The sequence below is a fragment of the Mesorhizobium sp. LNJC405B00 genome, from assembly GCF_000502615.1.
Taxonomy (GTDB): domain Bacteria; phylum Pseudomonadota; class Alphaproteobacteria; order Rhizobiales; family Rhizobiaceae; genus Mesorhizobium.
In genome coordinates this window covers 649,353-670,335 of sequence record NZ_AYWC01000002.1, presented here as the reverse complement: position 1 = coordinate 670,335, position 20,983 = coordinate 649,353, and the positions used below count along the sequence as shown (strand labels likewise).

Genomic DNA, 20,983 nt, shown 5'->3' with positions numbered 1-20,983 from the left:
CTTGAGCGCGAGCAGTTCGACTTCATCGAGATCACCGATCAGAGCGAGGCCGAGTTGATCGACCGCGTGCCGGTGGTGCCGGGCGAGATCCGCATCGGTGACCGCGCCTATCTGCAGGCCGAGCGGATCGCCAAGGTGATGGCGCAAGGCGGCGATGTTGTTGTGCGCGCGTCGTGGAAAAACGCGCGATGGCTCGACGCCAACGGCAGGGCGTTCGATCTCATCGGCTACCTGGAGAGCTGCCGGGAGGAAGTCTGCGAAACGCCTGCCCGGCTGGCACTCAAGAAGGGCGAGCCTGTGAANGCGGCACAAGAAGCGCGGCGCAAAATCAACAAGGAAGCCAGGGCCAAGGGCAACAAGGTTCAACCGCAGACGCTGATTGCGGCCGGCTTCGTCCTGCTTGTGACCTCGCTTGACCGGGAGGAGTTTCCCGCCGATACGGTCCTCAAGCTCTACCGCATGCGCTGGCGCATCGAACTCGCCTTCAAGCGCCTGAAGAGCCTGATCGGGCTGCGCTCTCCTCCCGCCAANGCCTTGGATCCTTGCACACTTCCTCATCGCGCTTGTGACCGAACCCCTCTCGCAGGAGTTGGGTGTCTCTCCCCCTTGAGCGACGGGCGCCCGCTGCTGTGGCGCGCCACCCGCCAGATCGTCGCCTCTCTGATCGCTACCATCTTTACTCAACCTTCCTTGGCGGCCCTGCGCCAAAATCTCCATGCCTTGCGATATCGCTGGCGCGAACCACCACGAAAGCGCAAATTTCAGTCCATGCCAAAGCTATCTTAGCGCCTATGCCCNGATATCGCTGGCGCGAACCACCACGAAAGCGCAAGTTTCAGTCCATGCCAAAGCTATCTTAGCGCCTATGCCGTGAACGGGGAGAAGGGTGAACTCATTCAGCTGCGGTACACCGGCTCCTCCTCGTCGAGGATCGCCTTCAGCTCGGCCAGGTGACGCTCCGCCTGGCCGGGATAGTCGTCCATTTCGCTGGCGGCCTTTTCGGCAATGGCGTCGGAGAGCGTGCGCAGCGGCCGGCCGGTCCACAGCGCCTTGATGTAGGTCTCGGCGGCGCGTTCGAAATAGAACATGCGGTTGAAGGCGTCGGCAACGGTGTCGCCGATGACCATGACGCCGTGATTGCCCATCACCATCACCTTGACCTTCGGGTCGGTGAGCAGTTGCGAGCAGCGCTCGCCTTCTTCCTCGAAGGCCAGCCCGCCATAATGGGCATCGACGACGTGGCGGTTGAAGAACATGGCCGAGTTCTGGTCGATCGGCGGCAGAGTCGAGTCGGCCAGCGATGCAAGCACGGTGGCATGAATGGAATGCACATGCATGGCGCAGCGCGCATGCGGCACGTTGCGGTGAATGGCGCCGTGCAGACCCCAGGCGGTCGGGTCGGGCGCATTCGGGCCGGACAATGTCTCGGGATCGTTGGCGTCGATCAGCAAAAGGTCGCTCGCCTTGATGCGCGAGAAATGCACATGGTTGGGGTTCATCAGGAATTTGCTGCCGTCCTCGTTGACCGACAGCGAGAAGTGGTTGGCCACGGCTTCATGCATGTTGAGCCGCGCCGTCCAGCGGAAGGCGGCGGCCAGATCGACGCGCTCCTCATAGTAGGGCAGGTTGGTCAGCATTTCCTTTTGCAGGCGGGCGATGCTCATCCGAAAAACCTCCGTTTTTAAGAGAATGCCGCGCTCGGCCGTGGCCAGCAACCGCAAACTGCTGGGTCAGGCTGTCTTCGCATTGTCCGTTGTCCCAAAACCGCTACGCACTTTTGGGCGACATGCATTACGCCGCCGAGCGGGCCGACTGCAGCCCGCCATGTTCGACGATGAAGTCGATGACTTCCTGCAGGCCCTTGCCGCGCGACAGGTCGGTGAAACCGAACGGGCGCTTGCCGCGCATGCGGGCGGCATCGCTCTCCATGACATCGAGGTTGACGTTCACATAGGGCGCCAGATCGCTCTTGTTGATGACCAGGAAATCGGAACGGGTGATCGCCGGCCCGCCCTTCCTGGGGATTTCCTCGCCCTGGCAGACCGAGATGACATAGAGGGTCAGGTCGGCGAGGTCGGGCGAGAAGGTGGCGGCAAGATTGTCGCCGCCGGATTCGATGAAGACGATGTCGAGGTCGGGGAATTTCCTGTTCAGTCCGGCGATCGCCTGCAAATTGATCGAGGCGTCCTCACGGATGGCGGTGTGCGGGCAGCCGCCGGTCTCCACGCCGACGATGCGGTCCTCGGGCAGCGCCTGGAGGCGAGCCAGCATCATGGCGTCTTCCTTGGTGTAGATGTCGTTGGTGACGACGGCGATGGAGAAATCGTCGCGCAGCGCCTTGCAGAGCTTTTCGGTTAGCGTCGTCTTGCCGGAGCCGACGGGACCGCCGATGCCGATACGCAGGGGACCGTTTGCCTGAGTCATACCGAAAACTCCGTCATGCCGAAAACTCCGTGATGGCGAGGATGGCGAAGCTGAGCCCGATCAACAGGCAGAGCGGCGAATAGAAGCTGACATCGAGCCGCGCAAAAGGCTGCTCCGGCGCCAGACGGCGCCACCACGGCGTGAAGCCGGCAACGCCGCGGCCGAGGAAGACCAGCCCTATGAGCAGCGCCGTGGCGGCAAGGCCTTCCCTTGGAAAGGGGGAGGCGAAGACCCCTGTCAGCGCCAGCGGCCACAGGGTCGCGAGGCACAGGCACGCGGCAACGGCGAAACAGGCAAAAGGCATCGGCATCTCGTCGACGCCGCGAAAGCCGACGACGGCGTGGGCGCAGGAGACGCCGTCCCTGCCCGGCCAGATGCCGCCAAGGCCCCAATAGACATGCAGCGCGGTGATCAGCAGCAGGACGGCCGAGAGGGCGAAGGCGAGGACGATCATGAGCGGAACAGCCTGGAATACTGCGTCTCGTGCTTCATCGCCATGATGTCGGAGATGAAGGCGCAGCCGCCGAGATCGTCCAATGTCGAGCCGGCGGCGCGCGCGGCCGTCGACAGCGCCAACGGCTCGAAGCCGGCGAGCAAGGCCATGGCGTCCGTCTGGCCGACGATGCCGAGTCGGATCGCCGCCTGGACGAGGTTGGAGAAGAAGGCCTGCAGGAAGGCCGACATCGCGTCCTGAAGCGCGATGCCGTTGCCGCCGGCAACGGCGCCGACGGCGACACAGTAGGCGCATTCGGCCGGCAGGCGGCCCAACACCGGATTCGCCCACGCCGCTGCCGCTTTCAGGAAGGCGGCGCCTTGCAGCATGGTTTCGGTGTGACGCTCACGCGAGCCGGCCAGCGCTTCGGCGAGATCGGCAATTTCATGGAGATCGCCGCAGTCGCGGGCGCGGCGCCAGGCTTCCGTGAAGAGCACGGCGTCGTTCCAGCCCGAGCCCATCTCGACCAGCGTCTCCAGCCAGAAGGCGAGGCTGGCGGTATCGGCAACCAGCCCGTCTTGCACGGCGCGTTCGAGACCATGGCTGTAGGCAAAGCCGCCGACCGGAAAGGCCGGCGACAGCCACGCCATCAGCCGCAGCAGAGCGATGCCGGATGGCTGGTCAGTCATGATCGTGATGATGCCCGTCATGGGGATGGCTGTGCGAATGCGACTCGCTGTGTGTGTGGGAACGTCCATCATGGGAATGCGCTTCGGCGTGCGCATGCGCATGGCCATGATCGTGGCCATGCGCACCTTGGGCGGAATAGGCGCCGCGCACCGGCTTGAACGGTTCGGAGACTTCGCGCACCGTGGCGCCCAGCCCTTCCAGCATAGCCTTGATGACATGGTCGCGCAGGATCAGGATGCGGCCGGGCTCGATCGCTGCCGCCAGATGGCGGTTGCCGATATGCCAGGCAAGCTCCGTCAAATGCACCGCGTCGCGGGCGCGGATATCATAGACCTCTTCGGGTGCCGCGGTGATCTCGACCTGGCCGCCATCCTCCAGCACCAGCCGGTCGCCATCGTTCAAGGTCACAGGTTCCGGCAGGTCGACCAGCACCTTGCTGCCGTCGGCAAGCTCGATGGCGCGGCGGCGCAAATGACGCTCGTCATGGGGCAGGACGACACGGCCGGATGGGGCCGTGGTTACGGCAGTGCCGGCAGGCACCACCGAGACGGCGCGCGGGAATTTGGTGAAGTCGGTGTTCAGGTTGAGTTTCATCGCATGGCTCCACCGTTAGCCTGGGCTCTCGCACGGGCAGGCCGCGCCAGGACGCGGTCGAAATACGCGTTGACGCGCTCGGATTCGATCGTGAATTTTCCGGCGCGGGCCCAGCCGCCCATGTCGCCCAACAGCACGTCGACGGCGGAAAACCGGTCGCCCAGCGCAAACTCCCGATCCCCCAGCCGGCCGTCGAGCGCCTTGGCCTCCGAGGCGAAATCGTAGGCGGCGGCGGGGCCGACATCGACCCGCACGTCCTTCGGCAGCAGGAAACGGTGGCGCAGCTTGTTCCACAGCGGCGCCTCGAACTCGCTCTGCGCGAAATGCATCCAGGAATCCATCTCGGCGCGTCCGGCAACACCTGGATTGGCGCCCATGCCTTTGTCGGCGTGCTTGTCGGCGAGATAGACGCAGATTGCCGCCGAATCGGTCACCGTCAGTTCGCCATCGATCAGGATCGGCACCTTGCCCGACGGGTTGAGCGCATAGGCTTCGGGCGAGCGCAATTTGACCTCGACGAATTCATAGGGCTGCCCGAGTTCCTCGAGCATCCACAGAACACGGCTGACCCGGGATCCGCGCGATCCTATGGCCTTATACATGGTTGAACCCTCTTTCCCGCGACCCTAAAGCGTTTCACCGCTTCAGGGAAACGGCGAACCGCTCTATCTCTTTGTTCTTGCGCAATTCCGGACGGAAAACCGATCACACTTTTCCTGGAATTGCTCTAGATGATTGCGCTCGCTCAGACGATGGTGTCGAAGAGCCGCAGGATGAACGATACCTGATAGATCAGCGTGCCGGCGACGAAGGCGATGTGGAAACGGCGGTCACGCACCAGTATGGCGGCAATGCACAACACCACGAAAACCGGCGTTCGGAACAGATATTCATTGCCGTAGCGGGCGAAATGCTCGGGACCTTTCAGCAGCGTGTCGACGACATCGAGCAGATAGGTGGCCGCCAGCAGGCCGAAGAACCAGCCACGGCGCGAATAGAAGAAATCCTCGTAGCTGGTGTAGTCGAGCATCGAATCCGGAAACAGCAGCGCGCACAGCAGGAACAGCGTGATGGCGTAGAAGATCAGGAACAGGTACTTGCCGAAAGTCCAGACCTCTATGGTGTAGAGGCCGAACTCCCACCACCAGAAATGCACCAGCAGCAACAGCATGGAGGCGACCCAGCCGAGGTGCACGGGATAGAGCTTGTACTGGCCGGGATGCTGGACGATGCGCGCCACCCCCGACAGCAGGCGAGCGACGCCAAGTCCGATCACCATGCCCATGACGATGCGGATATGCGGGAAGATGTCGTGGGCGGAGGCTATTTCGGTGACCATGACCTGCTACGCGGTTTCTTTGAGCCGCATATTGCGGTGGGACCGACCGGCTCGCAATGGAATTTGCCGGGTCGATCAAATCGCCCCTCGCCTCAAAACAGGAAATACCGCTGCGCCATCGGCAGCACGGTTGCCGGCTCGCAAGTCAAGAGTTCGCCATCGGCGCGAACCTCATAGGTTTCGGGATCGACCTCGATATGCGGCGTGGCGTCGTTGAGGATCATCGAGTGCTTGCCGATGCCGCCGCGGGTATTTTCCACCGCCACGAACTGCTTGTCGACGCCGAGCCTGCCATGCAGGCCGGACTCCAGCGCCGCCTTCGAAACGAAGGTCACCGACGAGTTGGTCCTGGCCTTGCCATAGGCGCCGAACATCGGGCGGTAGTGCATCGGCTGCGGTGTCGGGATAGAGGCGTTTGGGTCGCCCATCGGGGCTGCGGCTATCATGCCGCCGATCAGCACCATTTCCGGTTTGACGCCGAAGAAGGCTGGGTTCCACAGCACCAGATCGGCGCGCTTGCCGACCGCGATCGAACCGATGTCCCTGGACAGGCCATGCGCGATTGCCGGGTTGATGGTGTATTTGGCGATGTAGCGGCGGACGCGGAAATTGTCGTTGTTGCCGGTCTCCTGCGGCAATGACCCGCGCTGGCGCTTCATCTTGTCGGCGGTCTGCCAGGTGCGGATCGCCACCTCGCCGACGCGGCCCATTGCCTGCGAGTCCGACGAGATGATCGAGAAGGCGCCGATGTCATGCAGAATGTCTTCCGCCGCGATGGTCTCCTTGCGGATGCGGCTTTCGGCAAAGGCGATGTCTTCGGGGATCGACGGCGACAGATGATGGCAGACCATCAGCATGTCGAGATGCTCGGCCAGCGTGTTGACGGTGTAGGGCCGGGTCGGGTTGGTCGAGGACGGGATGACGTTGGGCAGGCCGCAAACCTTGATGATGTCAGGCGCATGGCCGCCGCCGGCACCCTCGGTGTGGAAGGCGTGGATGGTGCGGCCCTTGATGGCGGCGACGGTGTTCTCGACGAAGCCGGATTCGTTCAGCGTGTCGGTGTGGATCATCACCTGCACGTCGTAATCGTCGGCAACCGACAGGCAGCAGTCGATGGCCGCCGGCGTCGTGCCCCAGTCCTCGTGCAGCTTCAGCGAGCAGGCGCCGCCCAGCACCATTTCCTCGAGCGCCGCCGGCAGCGAGGCATTGCCCTTGCCGGACAGGCCGATGTTCATCGGGAAAGCGTCGAAGGACTGGATCATGCGCGCCATGTGCCAGGGTCCCGGCGTGCAGGTGGTGGCCAGCGTGCCATGCGCCGGGCCGGTGCCGCCGCCGAGCATGGTGGTGATGCCCGACATCAGCGCTTCGTCGATCTGCTGCGGGCAGATGAAGTGGATGTGCGCGTCGAAGCCGCCGGCGGTCAGGATCTTGCCCTCGCCGGCGATGATCTCGGTACCGGGGCCGATGATGATGGTGACACCGTCCTGCGTGTCGGGATTGCCGGCCTTGCCGATCGCCGCGATGCGGCCGTCCCTGAGACCTATATCGGCCTTGAAGATGCCGGCAGTGGCATCGACCACCAGCGCGTTGGTGATGACCGTGTCGACCGCGCCGCCGGCGCGCGACACCTGGCTCTGGCCCATGCCGTCGCGGATGACCTTGCCGCCGCCGAATTTCACCTCCTCGCCATGGACGGTGAGGTCCTTTTCGACCTCGATAAACAGCTCGGTATCGGCCAGGCGCACTCTGTCGCCGACCGTCGGGCCATACATCTGCGCGTAGGCGGCGCGGGTAATTCTAGCCATCAGTCAATGCTCCCCAAACGAGAGTCCGGCCGCAGCCGAACTCCACATCGTCGCCATCCAATGGTCATGCAATGACCCGCTCGGCGACACCTTCTGATCCCATTTGGCCGTTGAGGTGGCCGTGCCACCCCAAACCGCCCGTTTGCCAAACCCTTGGCCAAATCGATGAAAGGAAAATACATGCGCAAAATCATCGTTCTTGCAGCCGCCGCCACGCTGGCCTCCGCAACCGTAGCCGGCGCCCAGCAGCAGCCCACGCCGCAACCGAAGCCGGCGGCGCCCAGCGCTCAGCCGGCGGCGCCGGCGATCCAGAAGGTCAACATCGTCGATATCAGCGAATTGCCCAAGGCCACCCAGACGCAGGTCAATCAGGTGATCGCCCAGCGTGGCGATGCCGGGCTGCAGAAACTGCGCTCTTCGATCGACGCGACGCCGCAGATCAAGTCGGCGCTCGAAGCCAAGGGGCTCACCTCGGCACAGGTGGTCGCCGCCAGCATGACCACCGATGGCGCGCTGACCCTTGTCACCAAGAAGGCAAGCTGAAAGAAGCGCTTGGCGGGCCGGCACCCGGCCCGCCAGCCCACAGGGAACCTTCGCCCGACAGGAGGCGTTTCGTTCCTTTGGCGCCGAACGGCGTTGCACAGAAAAGTCCACCAGGAGCGAGCAATGCCTGTCTTTGCCGACACCAGATGGCTCCAGAGCCTTGCTGCCTGCACATTTCTCGCAGCTTTCGGCCCGCAAGCCGCGCAAGGTCTTGAAAGCGCTGACGCCGTCAACCGGGCCGACACCGTCAACAGGATCGTCGGCTCCGATGTCCGGCAGGAGGAGGCGCGGACGGAACCACAGACCAACAAGATCATCACCGCGATCGAGCGGACGCGTGAGAACATCGGCGCCGTGCGCAAGACGTCCAAGCTCGATACTGTGGATATCGTCTTCCTCACCGACGCGGCGCGCAGCGAAGGCGGCCCGCCGCCGGCGGTCGAGAGCAAGGTCGAACAGCATCAGGATGACATTGCGGAACTGCGCAAGGAGATCGACGCCAACGCCTTGCTGTTCAACGCCATCGATTCGCGGCGCGTGCTTACGGAAGACGTCCTTGCGGTGGAATTCGACGGCTCGGCAAGAATCGTCATCTACGCGGCGGCCAGGCCGTCGAACTGACCTCAGGGCGCCCGACCCCGTCGATCTCACAGCCTGCCCATGATCTTCTGCTGAAAACCGTAGACCTCGCGTTTTCCTCCGAACGGCACCAGCGTGACGTCCCGCTCTTGTCCCGGTTCGAAGCGCATCGCGGTGCCGGCGGCAATGTCCAGACGCCTGCCGCGCGCTTTGTCGCGATCGAATTTCAACCCCTCATTGGTCTCGAAGAAATGGTAGTGGCTGCCGACCTGGATCGGCCGGTCGCCGCTGTTGGCCACCTTCAGCGTCACCGTCGGCAGCCCCTTGTTGAGCTCGATGTCGCCGCTTGCCGTGATGATTTCGCCGGGAATCATCGTTAGGCTCACAAAACGCCGAAGACCAGGCCGACGGCGACTGCAGCACAAGCGGCGCCAGCGGCGCGGGCAAGCCCGCGAAAGCGCATGCCGAGGCCAAGGCCGGCAGCGATGCCCATGGCATGGAGAAGTGCGGTGGCAACGGCAAAGCCGGCCATATAGTCAAGTCCACCGGCATTTTCCGGCACTTGGGTGCCGTGGGCATGGCCATGGAACAGCGCGAACAGGCCGATGATGGCGACTCCGGCCGAGACCGGCAGATCGACCGCCAACGCCACCAGCAAGCCAAGCGCGACGACGGAGGCAAGGATGCCCGGTTCGACGAAAGGCACCGGCACGTGGAGCATGCCGAGCGCGCCGCCGACCAGCATGACCCCGACAAAGGCCAGCGGCCAGGCCCAGATTGCCTTGCCGCCCTTGAGCGCCGCCCACAGGCCGACGGCTACCATGACAGTCATATGGTCGAGGCCGGACAGCGGATGCGCGAAGCCCGCCGCGAAGGACGAGGTCGTGCCGATGCCGACATGGGCATAGGCGGGCATCGCCGCCGCCAGCAGCAGGATCGCTGCAAGCGTGGTGCGTTTGGTTGAAGCAGAGATCATCGGTCTTCCCTTCGAAGTCACGAAAACAATCACGCAGCCTTGCGCGGGCCGCAGCCCTCGGCCTTGAGCACGCGTTGGGTCGAGGCCGGATATTTCACCAGTTTCTCCACTGGGCGGATCGGGCGTGCGGAAAAATTGCCGCCGCAGTTCGGGCAGACGCCGCCCAGCACATGTTCAGCGCAGTCAGCGCAGAAGGTGCATTCAAAGGTGCAGATCAGCGCGTCCGCCGCTTCCGGCGGCAGGTCCTTGTCGCAGCATTCGCAATTCGGTCGCAGCTCCAGCATCGTTTTCTCCTCACCTGATCGGTTCGTGAACGGTCACCAGCTTGGTGCCGTCGGGAAAGGTCGCCTCGACCTGCACGTCGTGGATCATCTCGGCGATGCCTTCCATCACCTGCGCGCGGGTGATGACATGGGCGCCGGCCTCCATCAGTTCGGCGACCGGGCGGCCGTCGCGGGCGCCCTCGACGACGAAATCGGTGATCAGCGCGATCGCTTCGGGGTGATTGAGCTTGACGCCGCGTTCCAGCCGCTTGCGCGCCACGATCGCCGCCATGGCGATGAGCAGCTTGTCCTTTTCACGCGGCGTCAGGTTCATGCGCTTTCCTGGATTTGGCCTGTATTTGGCTCAGAGTGACCATAATTTGGGCAGACCCGCCCGCCCGTTGAGCAGTTCGACGAGCGGAACCAGCCGCTTGCGCAGCTGATAGCCGTCCTCGGCAAACAGCCTCGCAAGAAGCTTGCCAGATTTTTTGACGCTCCAGGCGCTGGCATCGCCGTCGGCGCCGACGATGTCGCGGGCCGGATCGAGCAAGGCTTCGGCCTGCGGCGAGACCATCAGCAGCGTCGCAGCGGCAATGGCGCCGCCGGCGACCGCCGGGCGGCCAAGTGCCGCCGCGATAGCCGGCCCGATGCGGAAATCCTCGGCATGAACGAGCGCACCATCCTGGCGGACACGCCAACGGTCGTGGAAATGGCCGTGCGCGGCCTCTTCGCCCATGGCGAGGCGGCCGAATATGGTGGCTTCAAGCAGCAATGCCTCGGCGCCTGCGGCAAGCTCGACCTCGAGCGTGCGGGCAAAGGCCGAGCGGTCGAAGACGATGGTTTCCTGGGGCAGCCAGGCGATACGCCCGCCCGCGCCGACGCTGAGCTTCACCCGAACTTCGGCGCGGTCGCTAGCGGCACGATAGATCTTTTCGCAGGCCTGGGTGGTTATCGAGGCGGAGGCACCTGGCCCGACATCGATTTCCCAGCCGAGCCGATCGCCGCCGGTCAGACCGCCGGCGGTGTTGATGAGCACGGCTTCGAGCGGATCGGCCGCAACGGCCGGCATGCGGATTTTGGCCGAGCCGTCCTGATAGAGGCGCAAAAGCCGGGTGCGTCCATCCCTGACGCCGCACGCAAGCCGGGCCGCCCCGGCCGCGCGCTGGGCCGGAAGAGCTGGGATCAAGACATGCTGCAACGTATCCACGGCGCTAACGTTAAGCACTCCCGGCGCTTTGTCGATATGGTGCTTGTTGATATAGCTTGTTGCTTGACAGCGTTTCCGTTTCTATAGAGGGAGCCTCTTTGGAACGGTCATGCTGCGCCTGGCGGGTTTTTGAAGGCGACGGCGATTTCAGTCCAGGCAACAGGGGCGCCAACCAATCGGCACCGCGACGTTATAAAATTGGGGAAGGAATCGAATGGCTGACGAGCTGGCAACGGAAATCATCGCCAAGATCAGGGCACATGCGGAGCCCGGTGGCGAAGAGATCACCACCAATACGGAATTGACCGCGCTTGGCATCCATTCCCTGGAACTGACCGAGATCATCTTCGATCTCGAGGAGCAGTACGGCATCGAGATCGAGATGAACACGGTCGATGCCTGGAGCAATCTCAAGAATGTCGGCGATATGGTTGAGGCTGTTCGCGCGCTGATTGCGAAAAAAGCCTGAGCTGAATGCAAAAGCGCGTCGTCATTACCGGCATCGGCGGCATATGCGGGCTCGGCGCCAATGCGCCTGCAATCTGGAACGAAATGCGGGCCGGCCGATCGGCCATCGGTCAAATCAGCAATCCCGGTTTGCATGATTTGAAGGTCAAGGTCGGCTGCGAAATCAAGACGCTGCCCGACCATGGCATCAGCCACAAGCAGACCGTGTCGATGGACCGCTTCAGCCTTTTGGCGACGATTGCCGCGCGCGAAGCCATGCAGCATGCCGGCCTGACATCGACTGAAGCAACCACCTACCGGATGGGCGCGGTTGTCGGCGTCGGCGTCTGCGGCTGGGAGGCGATCGAGGAGAACTATCGCGCCATCCTGGTCGACGGCAAGAACCGGGCCGGCATCTTCACCGTGCCGAAAGTGATGCCGAGTGCGGCATCCGGCCATGTCAGCATGAATCTCGGCCTGCGCGGGCCGGTGTTCGGCGTCACTTCGGCCTGCTCCTCGTCCAATCACGCCTTTGCCTCGGCGGTCGACCAGATCCGGCTCGGCCGCGCCGATGTCATGGTCGCCGGCGGCACCGACGCGCCGCTGCTTTGGGGCATCCTGAAGGGCTGGGAGGCCCTGCGGGTGCTGGCGCCCGATACCTGCCGGCCGTTCTCGGCCGATCGCCAAGGCCTGTCGCTCGGCGAAGGTGCTGGAATGGCGGTGCTGGAAACGTATGAACACGCCATGGCGCGCGGCGCGACCATTCTGGCCGAATTTGCCGGAGCCGGCCTTTCCGCCGACGCTTCCGATATCGTCGCGCCGACTGTCGAGGGACCGACGGCGGCGATGCGCGCCTGCCTGGCGGACGCCGGGCTCAATCCCGAGGACGTCGACTATCTCAACGCCCACGGCACCGGCACCAAGGCCAACGACCAGATCGAGACGGCGGCAATCAAGCGCGTCTTCGGCGACCATGCCTATAAGCTGTCGGTGTCGTCGACCAAGTCGATGCATGCCCATTGCCTCGGCGCCTCGGGCGGCCTGGAAATGATCGCCTGCGTGATGGCGATCCGCGAAGGCATCGTGCCGCCGACGGCCAATTTCCGGCAGGCCGACCCCGACTGCGATCTCGACATCACGCCGAATGTGGCGCGCGAGCGCAAGGTGCGCGCGGCGATCAGCAACGGTTTTGCCTTCGGCGGCACCAATGCCGTGGTGGCGTTCAAGGCGGTCTGACGGCAAGCGACTGGCCTGAGCGACTGGCCCTGAATGACTGCGAAGACGGTGTGTGAACCTTCGACCGGTTGATCGGCAAAGAAGCCGAGGATAATCCTTCGCAACTCGCCAGACGGCGCGATACCGCGCCAAATTCCCGACCGGAGCTTTCGATGACCGACCTGTCCGCCTTTCCGATCACCAAGCGCTGGCCGGCCAGCCACCCCGACCGCCTGCAGCTCTATTCCGCGACGACGCCGAATGGGGTGAAAGTCTCGATCGCGCTGGAAGAACTCGGCCTCCCCTACGAGGCGCATCTGGTGGATATCGGCAAGGACCAGAGCTGGACGCCGGAATTCCTGTCGCTGAACCCGAACGGCAAGATACCCGCGATCATCGACCCCGACGGGCCGGGCGGCAGGCCATTCGGCCTGTTCGAATCCGGCGCCATCCTGCTCTACCTCACCGACAAGACCGGCAAGCTGATCCCTGCCGATCCGGCGCGGCGCTACGAGACCATCCAATGGGTGTTCTTCCAGATGGCGGCGATCGGGCCGATTTTCGGACAGGTCGGGTTTTTCAACAAATTCGCCGGACGCGAGATCGCCGACAAGCGGCCGCTGGATCGCTACCGCAATGAATCGCGGCGGCTGATCGGGGTGCTGGAGACGCGGCTGAAGGGTCGAACCTGGATCATGGACGACGACTATACGATCGCCGACATTTCGATGCTGGGCTGGGTGCGCAATCTGATCGGCTTCTACGAGGCGCGCGAACTCGTCGGCTTCGACGACTTCCCCACCGTCGCGGGATGGCTGGAGCGCGGGCTGGCGCGGCCCGCGGTGCAACGCGGCCTGACCATCCCCGCCAGGAATTGACCTCGGCCGGCCGAAGCAACCAGGTCTATTTCGCCTTGGCCTTGCTTTTCGAGCCGCCCTTGCCGATGACGGACGCAGCGAGCGACGCGGCGCCCCTGGCTGTCGCCGCCACCGCACCAGCGGCGACATTGGCGGTCGCCTTGACCGTGCGCATGGCCCCGCCGGCCATCGAGCCGCGGCTTGCCGGCTTCTTGGGTTTGGCGGTTTTCGCCGCCACCTTCGCGGTCGCGACCGGTTCTACCTTCTTTGGCACCGCTTTGCCGAAAGCCGGCTTTGCGTCCTTGGACCGCTCGGCGATCGCCGGGCCGGCGCCTGCCTTGGCCTGCGTGGCCTTTGCCTGCCTGGCTTTGGGTTGAGCGGTCTTGCTCTTGGCGGGTGTTTTTGCCTTGGTTGCCATCTGACGGTTCCCTCACGGCGGCACGATTGCCGATGAGAGATAACGAGCTGAAAGTCTTAAGGTTCCCGTTCCGAAGTCCAGCGAACTATGCGGGATCGCCAACAACCAGGTCGGCGGACCTGCGACGGCCGAGCACGCGATCGATGTTGGGCATGTCGTTGGAAACGATCCAGGCGCGGGCGTCTTCGTCGGAGCGGCCATGCTCGTGCCAACGCACCAGAAGGCGGCGCTCGAGTTCGGCACGCGGCACATCGACAAAGATGGTGAAGTCGAACAGCGGCGCCAGCCGCGACCACGGCTGCTCGTCCAGCAGGAGGTAATTGCCTTCGACCAGGATGAACTTGGTCTCGGCGGCAACGATGGAGGCGGCGGCGCGCGACAATTCCATGCTGCGGTCGAACACCGGAATGGCGATGTCTGGCTCGCCCGAACGGATGCGCTTCAACAGCGTCTCGAAGCCGGCGAAGTCGAAAGTCTCCGGCGCGCCCTTTCTTGGCCGCAGGCCGCGCTGGTCGAGCACGATGTCGTCATAGTGGAAGCCGTCCATCGGCACGACTTCAGCCGCGCCCTCCGGCAGCAGATCATGCAGCCCGGCCGAGAGCGTCGACTTGCCGGCGCCGGGCGGGCCGGCAATGGCGACGATGAAGCGTTTCGCCTTGCCGGCGCGCTTGAAGATGGTGGCGGCGAGATGGGCGATTTCGGACATTGGGCGCTTCCAGCTATGCTTTGCATCTTGTCGGCAGTTTGAGGAAATTTCAAACCGCGATTTGGGCAATCTCACGACATCCGCCACGTCAGCGCCGCCCCTCGTCGCCCTGCCGGTGTCCAGCCGATAGATGGGTAACACTTCTCCCCCTATGCGTCCGCCGCAGCGCCAAGCAGATTGGTTGGCGCGGCGGTGCGGCGGACAAGCTCCATGTGCCGTGTGTCGAGGATGCCGGCAGGCAGGTGAGGGGCAGGGCCAGCGTTCGAAAATCAGCCGGGCTGGCCGATCCGCAGGAAATCGCTGTCGAACCTGACATCGCGGGTCGAACCATCGGCTCCGGTGAGACGCATGTGACCTGAGGCTGTCCCGATATCGCGCGGCGGCTCGCCGCTCGTGAGCGGCAGCGTGCCGATGACATGGCGGAAGGAGACTTCGCCGCCGAGGGTAAAAGCGGTCGCGACCCCTTCGCGCTTCAGCCAATTGTCGCCGATCGATGCGGCATGGCCGATGGCGGCGCGGCCGTCCTCGATGCCGAGCACGCCGCGATGGCGGCTGCTCCACGGCGCGTAGTCGCGGCCGCCATTGCTGAACCACAGCATGGTGACCGGCAGCTCCGCCGGGTTCTTCAGCACCAGCACCAGATCCTGTTCGGCCCGGCGCGCCAGCGCCGTCCAGCCCGGACCGTCATGATCGGCTTCGACCAGGGTGATGAAATCCTCGCGCTCATCCTCCATGCGGTAGTCGGTGAGATCGAGCGTGCCGCCGCCAGTGGCTGGAAAGCGCGTCAGATCGGTCGAGCGGGCGGGATAGGAAAGCTTGAAGCGACCGCGGGCCGGATCGGGCTCCAGCGGTGCGTCCAGTGTCCCGGCAAAGCGCTTCGGCGAGAAGGCGAGCCGGCCGCCATCGCGCATCGCCGCCATCGGATGGTGGGCGGCGGAGACCGCGCCGGAACCGCCGGAAAAGACATGCTCCTGATAGAGAAAGGGATGACTGTTGCGGAGCGTGAAGATCTTGTCGACCGTCGCGCCCATCACCGTGCGGCGCAACCGGAAGACGGCCCGCCAGCCGTCGGATGTCGCTTCGCTGGCGGTGACATCCCAGGCGCTGTTGGCCGGCCAGCCATGCAGCGGTGCGGCTTCGATGTCGCTGGCCGAAAACGGTGCGCATAGGAAATCGCCAGACAGCCGCACCGTGCCTTGAGGCAGATCCGGCGGCAGCGTCTCGCCGGCATCGATCCAGGGCGCGCGGTGCAGCGGCTTCAGCTGGCGGCCATCGCTGTCGACCGTCATGTCGGCGATATGGCCGACAGTGAGATCGAGCGTGACCGAAATGCCCTTTGCCTTGATCGTGACCGTATCCATCCGCGCACCTGCTGATTCTGATGGCAGCGAACAAACCCGCTCCGTGACGGATGCGCAAGCACAGCGACCGGCATTTTGCATCAGGGCGATTTTTACCCTCCCCCTTGTGGGGAGGGTCGGCGAGCGCTCGACGCGAAGCGGAGATTGTTCGACGGGGCGGGGGTAGCGCCCTACAAGGACCCCCACCCCGATCCGCTACGCGGATCGACCCTCCCCACAAGGGGAAGGGTGGACGCCTACTGCCGTTTGTACTCCCGGACCGGCGACTTGGTGCCGTCGGTGTAGGTGACCTGCACCGCCATCGATGTCACGTTGTCGGCGACCTTGAAGTAAGGCTGGTAGTCATAAGGAATGGCGTAGGGGTCCTTCTTGTCGCAAGGCGGCAGCTTGATCTCCTTGTCGAGCGCCGTGCCGTTCAGGCTGTAGCGCACCTCCTTGATGCCGCAGCGGAATGACAGCATCTGGGAGAAATAGACCAGGCCGTGATTGCCGCTGGCGTCGAAGGCGATCCACGACGTCCAGAACTGGTCGAGGATCTGTTTGTTGCCCTGTTGCAGCGCCGCGTCCGGATCGAAACTTATGTCGAACGGCCCGGTCTCGCGGCCCCTGAGATCGAGATATTTGACCCCGATGGTGGTGGCCGTGGTGCTGTCGGGCAATTCGAAGCTCGGATTGGGCATCGGCTTGCCGGTGCGCTGGTCGTTCATCGCCATCAGCCCGGTGTCGGTGAACGGACCTGACACACCCATGCGCCAGGAAATGCCGGTCGCGGCCTCGGGCAGCGAGATGGAGATCGTCCAGCCGGCATTGGAGCGCATCGGCGTCAGCGTCGGGGCAAAGCGTGCTGGGTCGAGCACGTCGCCAAGCGCCGTCAGGCGGGTACGGCTGCGGTCGAGCCAGTCGGCGAGCTGCGTCTGGTCGACGAAATATTTGAGCAGCCCGCCTTCCTTTTCATAGGAGACGAACCTGGTCAGCGCCTCGGCCTCGCTGCGCTTGTCGGACAGCGACTGGACGCCGAGGCGATCCTCGGAAAACTCCTGCGCGAGCAGGTAATAGGCCGGTGCGAAATCAGGATTGGCCGCGATGAAGGCGTTGAGCTTGTCGAGACGTTGGGCATCGTCGAACTGCAGGATATGGACCAGCTTGATCGACAGCGCCTTGGCCTTGTCGGCCAGGGCGCCGAACACTTCGCGGGCGCCGGCCTTGCCGTCCTGCACGCGCAGCAGGGTGGCGAACCGTGTGTAGGGATCGACGGCGTCGACGTCGAAACCGGCGAAAGCGAGATAGGAGCGCCGCGCATTCAGCATGTCGCCGGAAAGCTCGTAGACGCGGGCATTGTGATAGAATTCGTCCGGCCGCTTCGGCCCGGCGATCGTCCCGCCCTGCGCGGCCAATGCGGCAAAGCCCTTCGCGATGGTGTCGATCGAGGCGGCGATCTGCTCGGTGGTCGCCTGAAGCTTATCCGCCTGCTCGGCCTGTTTCTGCTGGCCGGCAGCGAGCGTTTCGGTCGTCTGCTTGACCGCCTCTACCGACTTTTGCGTCTGCGCGCCCTGCTCAGCCTGCTGCTGCTGGGTCGACGCAATTTCCTCGGTCTTCTTCGCCACCGCGTCGGTCGATTGCTTGACCTGGTCGACCGCCAGCTTCGTCTCGGTTACCGTTTGCTCGATCCTGGCCACCCTGGCCGAGACGATGCCCATCTGCTGCTGCAACTGGGCGATGGCCGGCACCAGGCCGGCGATCACACCGTTCTGCGAATTGGTCTGCTGCTGCAGGCCATAGACGCCGCCGGCGACGGCGGCAGCGCTGGTGGCAAAGATCAGCGCCGGCAGCGCCTTGGCGGCCAGCACCAGCCGCAGAACGATGGCAATGGCGATGATGGCGGCGGCAACCGAAGCGACCAGCGCGATATAGGCGGCGAACGGCGCCAGCGGATTGAGGNCAATGGCGATGATGGCGGCGGCAACCGAAGCGACCAGCGCGATATAGGCGGCGAACGGCGCCAGCGGATTGAGGATGTCGGAAGCAGCGCCGCCGATGAAAGCGACGCTGCCGGCCCATTTGCCGGTGCGGCTGAGCGAAGCCCTGATAAGAGTTGGCGCAGCCGCGCCGATGTCACCGGTCATTGTCAAATCCCCAAGCAATTGCCGCCTCTATAGCAGCACCGCGACCCCGCAGGCAAAACAGGACAGGAAGCAGGCGATTTCGGGGCGGGTGGGCGGATGTCGAGGTTGCCGTTTCAGCGCCGATGGTTGGCGAAGCCGAAGCGACATCTGATCTCCCCCCTTGCGGGGGAGATTGGCAGCGTCATCGGCAGCTCCGCCGTTAACCAAATGGACGAACACAATGGGTTAGGCTAGGTTCCGGCCCTCTCAGCAACGCCGGACTTGCCTTGCCAAACTTCCATTTCCCCTCCCTCATACAAAAATTCGTCGCGGCCTTGCTGCTGCTCGTCTTCGTTGCCGGCTGCAGCACCACCGCGCCGCCCGACAGCGTGCTGGCGGTGCCGGCGCCACAGGAGAAATATGCCGCCATCGTAATCGATGCCGGCAGTGGCAAGACGCTGTTCGAAGTCAGTTCGAGGGCGCAACGCTATCCGGCGTCGCTGACCAAGATGATGACGCTGTACCTGCTGTTCGAGGCGCTGGAGTCCGGCCGCGTCTCGAAGGAAACGCAGATCCCGGTCTCCGACAATGCCGCCCGGCAGCCGCCGACCAAATTGCGCTTCAAGCGCGGCGAGAGCATCGATGTCGATTCGGCGATCCGGGCGATCGTGGTCAAGTCGGCCAATGACGTGGCGGTGGCGGTGGGCGAATATCTCGGCGGCTCGGAGGACCAGTTCGCCGCCATGATGACGTCCAAGGCGCGCCAGATCGGCATGAGCAGCACCGTCTTCCGCAATGCCTCCGGCCTGCCCGACGATGGCCAGCACACATCGGCGCGCGACATGGCGACGCTCGGCATGGCGCTGCGCGCCCGCTTCCCGCAGCAGTTCCACTATTTCTCCGAAAGCGACTTCATGTTCCGCGGCCGGCTGGTGCGCGGCCACAACGACATGCTCGGCCGGGTGCGCGGCGTCGACGGCATCAAGACCGGCTATATCAGGGCATCCGGTTACAATATCGTCACGTCCTACAATGCCGACGGCCGGCATCTGATCGTGGTGGTGATGGGCGCCGACAGCGCTAGGCAGCGCAACGACCATGTCGAAGCGCTGATCCAGCGCAGTCTGTCGCCCGCCATGGCCGATACGAAGACGCGGCTGATGTTTGCGGGAGATCAGCCGGCCGCGTCGCCCAGCCTGCCGCCGCCTGGTTTGCCGGCGCAGGGGTCGCAGTTGCCTGGTTTACCGCCGCAATAGAACCCGTCGTTGGGTGGGGGAACTCTGAAACGCCGGCGGGACAGCGCCCCCCTCTGGCCTGCCGGCCATCTCCCCCTCAAGTGGGAGATTAGTAGCTTCGGCGTCTCGCCTCTTTTTCGTGTTTGGCAAAGCCATGGCGACATCTGATCTCCCCCCTTGAGGGGGAGATGTCCGGCAGGACAGGGGGGGGTCGTGAAGGATCGCTGCCTCATCTTAACTCTGCAGCAGGCGCAACAGCACTTCGGCGGTCTGGTTGCCGAGCAGCAGGCGAGCGAGGCCCCGGGGGGCTGCGCCGCCACAGGCAACTGCAGCAGGCATTCATCACAAGCGCTTGCACAAGCCCCCAATCTTCACCGCCACAGTGGCTATGGCGTGCCGGCTTGGCGTATCGTGGGCGCGACAGCAGGAGCCGGCATCATGAGCCCAAAACCATCCGAACAGGCCGCCAATGAAAACGACAGCGGCGGCGAGTATTTCGAGGCGCCGACCGACCACGACGCCGAGCTGGTGGCCGACGAGGCGCTGGAAGCGCCCGATGTGCCGGACTCCGAACCCCATGGCCGCCTGAAGCCGAAGCGGAAACCATCGGCGATATCGGGCCGCAAATTCCGCAAGCGCGACCTGGTGCGCATCGACGACCTCAGGCCGAGCCTGGGCGACCGCATCCGCTCCGATCATCCCGACCTGCCGCGCGGCGCCCGCATCAGCCGCGAGGAGCTCGGCCGCTACCGCATGCGCTACATGGAGGAGCTACTGCAGCAGGAGCATGGCGAATTCTCCGAACTCGACCGCCAGGTGGTCGAATCGATCGCCAGGCAGGACACGATCTCGGAAAACTCGGAAGAGGAGTNTCAGACGTGTGCTCTTCCGATCTCCGTGTCTCCGACAACATGGCGGCTTTCGGCGGCAGCTGGTGGTTCCTGATCTCGTTCGGCAGCGTGCTTGCGGTGTGGGTCGGCATCAATTTGATCGCGGGCGTGAGCAGCGCCTTCGACCCCTATCCCTTCATCCTGCTCAACCTGCTGCTCTCCTGCATCGCCGCCATCCAGGCGCCGATCATCATGATGAGCCAGAGACGGACGGAGGCCAAGGACCGCCTGCGCTCCTTCAACGACTACCGGGTGAACCTGAAAGCCGAGCTGGAAGTGCGCCATCTGCACGAAAAGCTCGACTATCTGATCTCGCGCCAATGGACGCGGCTGGCCGAAATGCAGCAGATGCAGCTGGACGCGATGCATGAACTGACCGGCGCGAAGAAGGCGAAGCGGGCGCCGCGCAGGGTGCGCAGGCGGGTGGCGAAGGTGGAGGTGGCGGGGTGAGTCCCGGGCTGAGGCTGCAGGGCGGACGCGAACTTGCCAGGCCGCGCAAGGCGGCTTCGAAAATATCGCCACGCCAATTGCCCGTTGAAGCCCGCGCCGGCTTCCGCTAAGAAGCCGTGGCTGGCCGGCCTATCGGCTGGTTCGTTTTCAGGTTCCCTGAAGGCACCCGTAGCTCAGCTGGATAGAGCGCTGCCCTCCGAAGGCAGAGGTCACAGGTTCGAATCCTGTCGGGTGCGCCATTTTTAACATAAATATCAGACAGTTAGCTGAGCACGATTTTGGCAAATACCCTCGCTCTTTTTGCGCGGAAGCACTGCGGAAGCACAAGAGATCGTACCAATTTCGCCGCAAACCTTCTTGTGGAAAAAATGCCATCGACGTCGGCTCGATGATGACGCGGTGACCGAAGGCCGCCCATTTCGGGGCGAATAGGATGCATCGGCTCATGA

General features: G+C 64.1%; 24 protein-coding genes, 1 tRNA gene and 1 pseudogene. 9 read left to right on the top strand and 17 right to left on the bottom strand.

Translation table 11 applies throughout. From position 1 onward, the window contains the following. The first annotated feature begins 66 nt into the window (after nt 1-66). On the top strand, nt 67-786 hold the full coding sequence (locus tag X756_RS158490; protein WP_280806607.1) for a transposase: 720 nt from the start codon (nt 67-69) through the stop codon (nt 784-786). A gap of 110 nt (nt 787-896) precedes the next feature. Here X756_RS158490 and X756_RS158495 read toward each other — a convergent pair whose 3' ends face one another. From X756_RS158495 to ureC, 8 genes are all read right to left on the bottom strand, one after another. Continuing rightward, the gene (locus X756_RS158495) at nt 897-1,664 is read right to left on the bottom strand and encodes a class II aldolase and adducin N-terminal domain-containing protein (RefSeq protein WP_023729019.1); all 768 of its coding nucleotides are present in this window, start codon (nt 1,662-1,664) and stop codon (nt 897-899) included. Nucleotides 1,665-1,791: 127 nt separating this feature from the next. Continuing rightward, nucleotides 1,792-2,424, bottom strand: a complete 633-nt coding sequence (gene ureG / locus X756_RS158500; RefSeq protein ID WP_023671240.1) for an urease accessory protein UreG — start codon at nt 2,422-2,424, stop codon at nt 1,792-1,794. Between the two features lie 13 nt (nt 2,425-2,437). Beyond that, nucleotides 2,438-2,878: a DUF3995 domain-containing protein gene (locus tag X756_RS158505; protein WP_023729018.1), complete on the bottom strand. Its 441-nt coding sequence runs from the start codon at nt 2,876-2,878 to the stop codon at nt 2,438-2,440. Then, a complete protein-coding gene (locus tag X756_RS158510) occupies nt 2,875-3,546 on the bottom strand; it encodes an urease accessory protein UreF (protein ID WP_023729017.1) in 672 nt (223 codons plus the stop codon). Before X756_RS158510 ends, X756_RS158505 begins: the two co-directional genes overlap by 4 nt. Then, nucleotides 3,539-4,141 (bottom strand): urease accessory protein UreE, encoded by a 603-nt coding sequence (gene ureE / locus X756_RS158515; protein ID WP_023729016.1) that lies wholly within the window; start codon nt 4,139-4,141, stop codon nt 3,539-3,541. The genes X756_RS158510 and ureE overlap by 8 nt, the downstream gene beginning before the upstream one ends. After that, a complete protein-coding gene (locus tag X756_RS158520; RefSeq protein ID WP_023729015.1) occupies nt 4,138-4,743 on the bottom strand; it encodes a glutathione S-transferase family protein in 606 nt (201 codons plus the stop codon). The genes ureE and X756_RS158520 overlap by 4 nt, the downstream gene beginning before the upstream one ends. A 143-nt stretch (nt 4,744-4,886) precedes the next feature. Further along, nucleotides 4,887-5,480 carry a hypothetical protein gene (locus tag X756_RS158525; RefSeq protein WP_023729014.1) on the bottom strand — a complete coding sequence of 198 codons (594 nt, stop codon included), beginning with the start codon at nt 5,478-5,480 and terminating at the stop codon, nt 4,887-4,889. 92 nt (nt 5,481-5,572) lie between these two features. After that, complete coding sequence (gene ureC, locus X756_RS158530; protein WP_023729013.1) at nt 5,573-7,288, bottom strand: urease subunit alpha; 1,716 nt, start codon at nt 7,286-7,288, stop codon at nt 5,573-5,575. Nucleotides 7,289-7,465: 177 nt separating this feature from the next. Here ureC and X756_RS158535 point away from each other — a divergent pair, with 177 nt between their 5' ends. Both X756_RS158535 and X756_RS158540 read left to right on the top strand, forming a co-directional pair. Continuing rightward, nucleotides 7,466-7,828 (top strand): hypothetical protein, encoded by a 363-nt coding sequence (locus tag X756_RS158535; RefSeq protein ID WP_023671233.1) that lies wholly within the window; start codon nt 7,466-7,468, stop codon nt 7,826-7,828. A gap of 123 nt (nt 7,829-7,951) precedes the next feature. After that, the gene (locus tag X756_RS158540) at nt 7,952-8,449 is read left to right on the top strand and encodes a hypothetical protein (protein WP_023689155.1); all 498 of its coding nucleotides are present in this window, start codon (nt 7,952-7,954) and stop codon (nt 8,447-8,449) included. A 26-nt stretch (nt 8,450-8,475) separates the two neighbouring features. On the opposite strand, the gene X756_RS158545 is transcribed toward X756_RS158540, so the two are convergent. From X756_RS158545 to X756_RS158565, 5 genes are read right to left on the bottom strand one after another with little or no spacing between them, the layout of a single operon-like run. Next, nucleotides 8,476-8,781 carry an urease subunit beta gene (locus tag X756_RS158545; RefSeq protein WP_023729012.1) on the bottom strand — a complete coding sequence of 102 codons (306 nt, stop codon included), beginning with the start codon at nt 8,779-8,781 and terminating at the stop codon, nt 8,476-8,478. An 8-nt stretch (nt 8,782-8,789) separates the two neighbouring features. Then, nucleotides 8,790-9,383, bottom strand: coding sequence for a HupE/UreJ family protein (locus X756_RS158550; protein ID WP_023729011.1), 594 nt, complete (start codon nt 9,381-9,383; stop codon nt 8,790-8,792). A gap of 29 nt (nt 9,384-9,412) precedes the next feature. Beyond that, nucleotides 9,413-9,667 carry a DUF1272 domain-containing protein gene (locus X756_RS158555; RefSeq protein WP_023671229.1) on the bottom strand — a complete coding sequence of 85 codons (255 nt, stop codon included), beginning with the start codon at nt 9,665-9,667 and terminating at the stop codon, nt 9,413-9,415. A 10-nt stretch (nt 9,668-9,677) separates the two neighbouring features. After that, nucleotides 9,678-9,980, bottom strand: a complete 303-nt coding sequence (locus X756_RS158560) for an urease subunit gamma (protein WP_023671228.1) — start codon at nt 9,978-9,980, stop codon at nt 9,678-9,680. A gap of 30 nt (nt 9,981-10,010) precedes the next feature. Continuing rightward, the gene (locus X756_RS158565; RefSeq protein ID WP_081726189.1) at nt 10,011-10,832 is read right to left on the bottom strand and encodes an urease accessory protein UreD; all 822 of its coding nucleotides are present in this window, start codon (nt 10,830-10,832) and stop codon (nt 10,011-10,013) included. 235 nt (nt 10,833-11,067) lie between these two features. On the opposite strand from X756_RS158565, the gene X756_RS158570 reads away from it, so the two are divergent. The 3 genes from X756_RS158570 (at nt 11,068) to X756_RS158580 (ending at nt 13,393) form a co-directional block, all read left to right on the top strand. Beyond that, entirely contained in the window at nt 11,068-11,322 is a 255-nt protein-coding gene (locus X756_RS158570) for an acyl carrier protein (RefSeq protein ID WP_023671226.1), read from the top strand. A 5-nt stretch (nt 11,323-11,327) separates the two neighbouring features. Beyond that, nucleotides 11,328-12,536 (top strand): beta-ketoacyl-[acyl-carrier-protein] synthase family protein, encoded by a 1,209-nt coding sequence (locus X756_RS158575; RefSeq protein ID WP_023671225.1) that lies wholly within the window; start codon nt 11,328-11,330, stop codon nt 12,534-12,536. A gap of 152 nt (nt 12,537-12,688) precedes the next feature. Beyond that, nucleotides 12,689-13,393, top strand: coding sequence for a glutathione S-transferase N-terminal domain-containing protein (locus X756_RS158580; protein ID WP_023729010.1), 705 nt, complete (start codon nt 12,689-12,691; stop codon nt 13,391-13,393). Between the two features lie 25 nt (nt 13,394-13,418). Here the strand turns inward: X756_RS158580 and X756_RS158585 are convergent, their stop codons facing one another. The 4 genes from X756_RS158585 to X756_RS158600 form a co-directional block, all read right to left on the bottom strand. Further along, nucleotides 13,419-13,790 carry a hypothetical protein gene (locus X756_RS158585; RefSeq protein ID WP_023729009.1) on the bottom strand — a complete coding sequence of 124 codons (372 nt, stop codon included), beginning with the start codon at nt 13,788-13,790 and terminating at the stop codon, nt 13,419-13,421. 85 nt (nt 13,791-13,875) lie between these two features. Next, nucleotides 13,876-14,496: a nucleoside triphosphate hydrolase gene (locus X756_RS158590; RefSeq protein ID WP_023729008.1), complete on the bottom strand. Its 621-nt coding sequence runs from the start codon at nt 14,494-14,496 to the stop codon at nt 13,876-13,878. Nucleotides 14,497-14,765: 269 nt separating this feature from the next. Beyond that, entirely contained in the window at nt 14,766-15,857 is a 1,092-nt protein-coding gene (locus X756_RS158595) for a hypothetical protein (protein WP_023729007.1), read from the bottom strand. Nucleotides 15,858-16,093: 236 nt separating this feature from the next. Continuing rightward, the gene (locus tag X756_RS158600; protein WP_023729006.1) at nt 16,094-17,980 is read right to left on the bottom strand and encodes a peptidase C14; all 1,887 of its coding nucleotides are present in this window, start codon (nt 17,978-17,980) and stop codon (nt 16,094-16,096) included. A 266-nt stretch (nt 17,981-18,246) separates the two neighbouring features. Here X756_RS158600 and X756_RS158605 point away from each other — a divergent pair, with 266 nt between their 5' ends. The 3 genes and pseudogenes from X756_RS158605 to X756_RS158610 all read left to right on the top strand — a co-directional run bounded on the left by X756_RS158605 (nt 18,247) and on the right by X756_RS158610 (nt 20,773). After that, nucleotides 18,247-19,215 (top strand): D-alanyl-D-alanine carboxypeptidase family protein, encoded by a 969-nt coding sequence (locus tag X756_RS158605; RefSeq protein WP_023711381.1) that lies wholly within the window; start codon nt 18,247-18,249, stop codon nt 19,213-19,215. Nucleotides 19,216-19,632: 417 nt separating this feature from the next. After that, nucleotides 19,633-20,534: pseudogene (locus X756_RS01000000165230) on the top strand (DUF1003 domain-containing protein). Between the two features lie 162 nt (nt 20,535-20,696). Next, nucleotides 20,697-20,773 (top strand) — tRNA-Arg (locus tag X756_RS158610). The last annotated feature ends 210 nt before the right edge of the window (nt 20,774-20,983 follow it).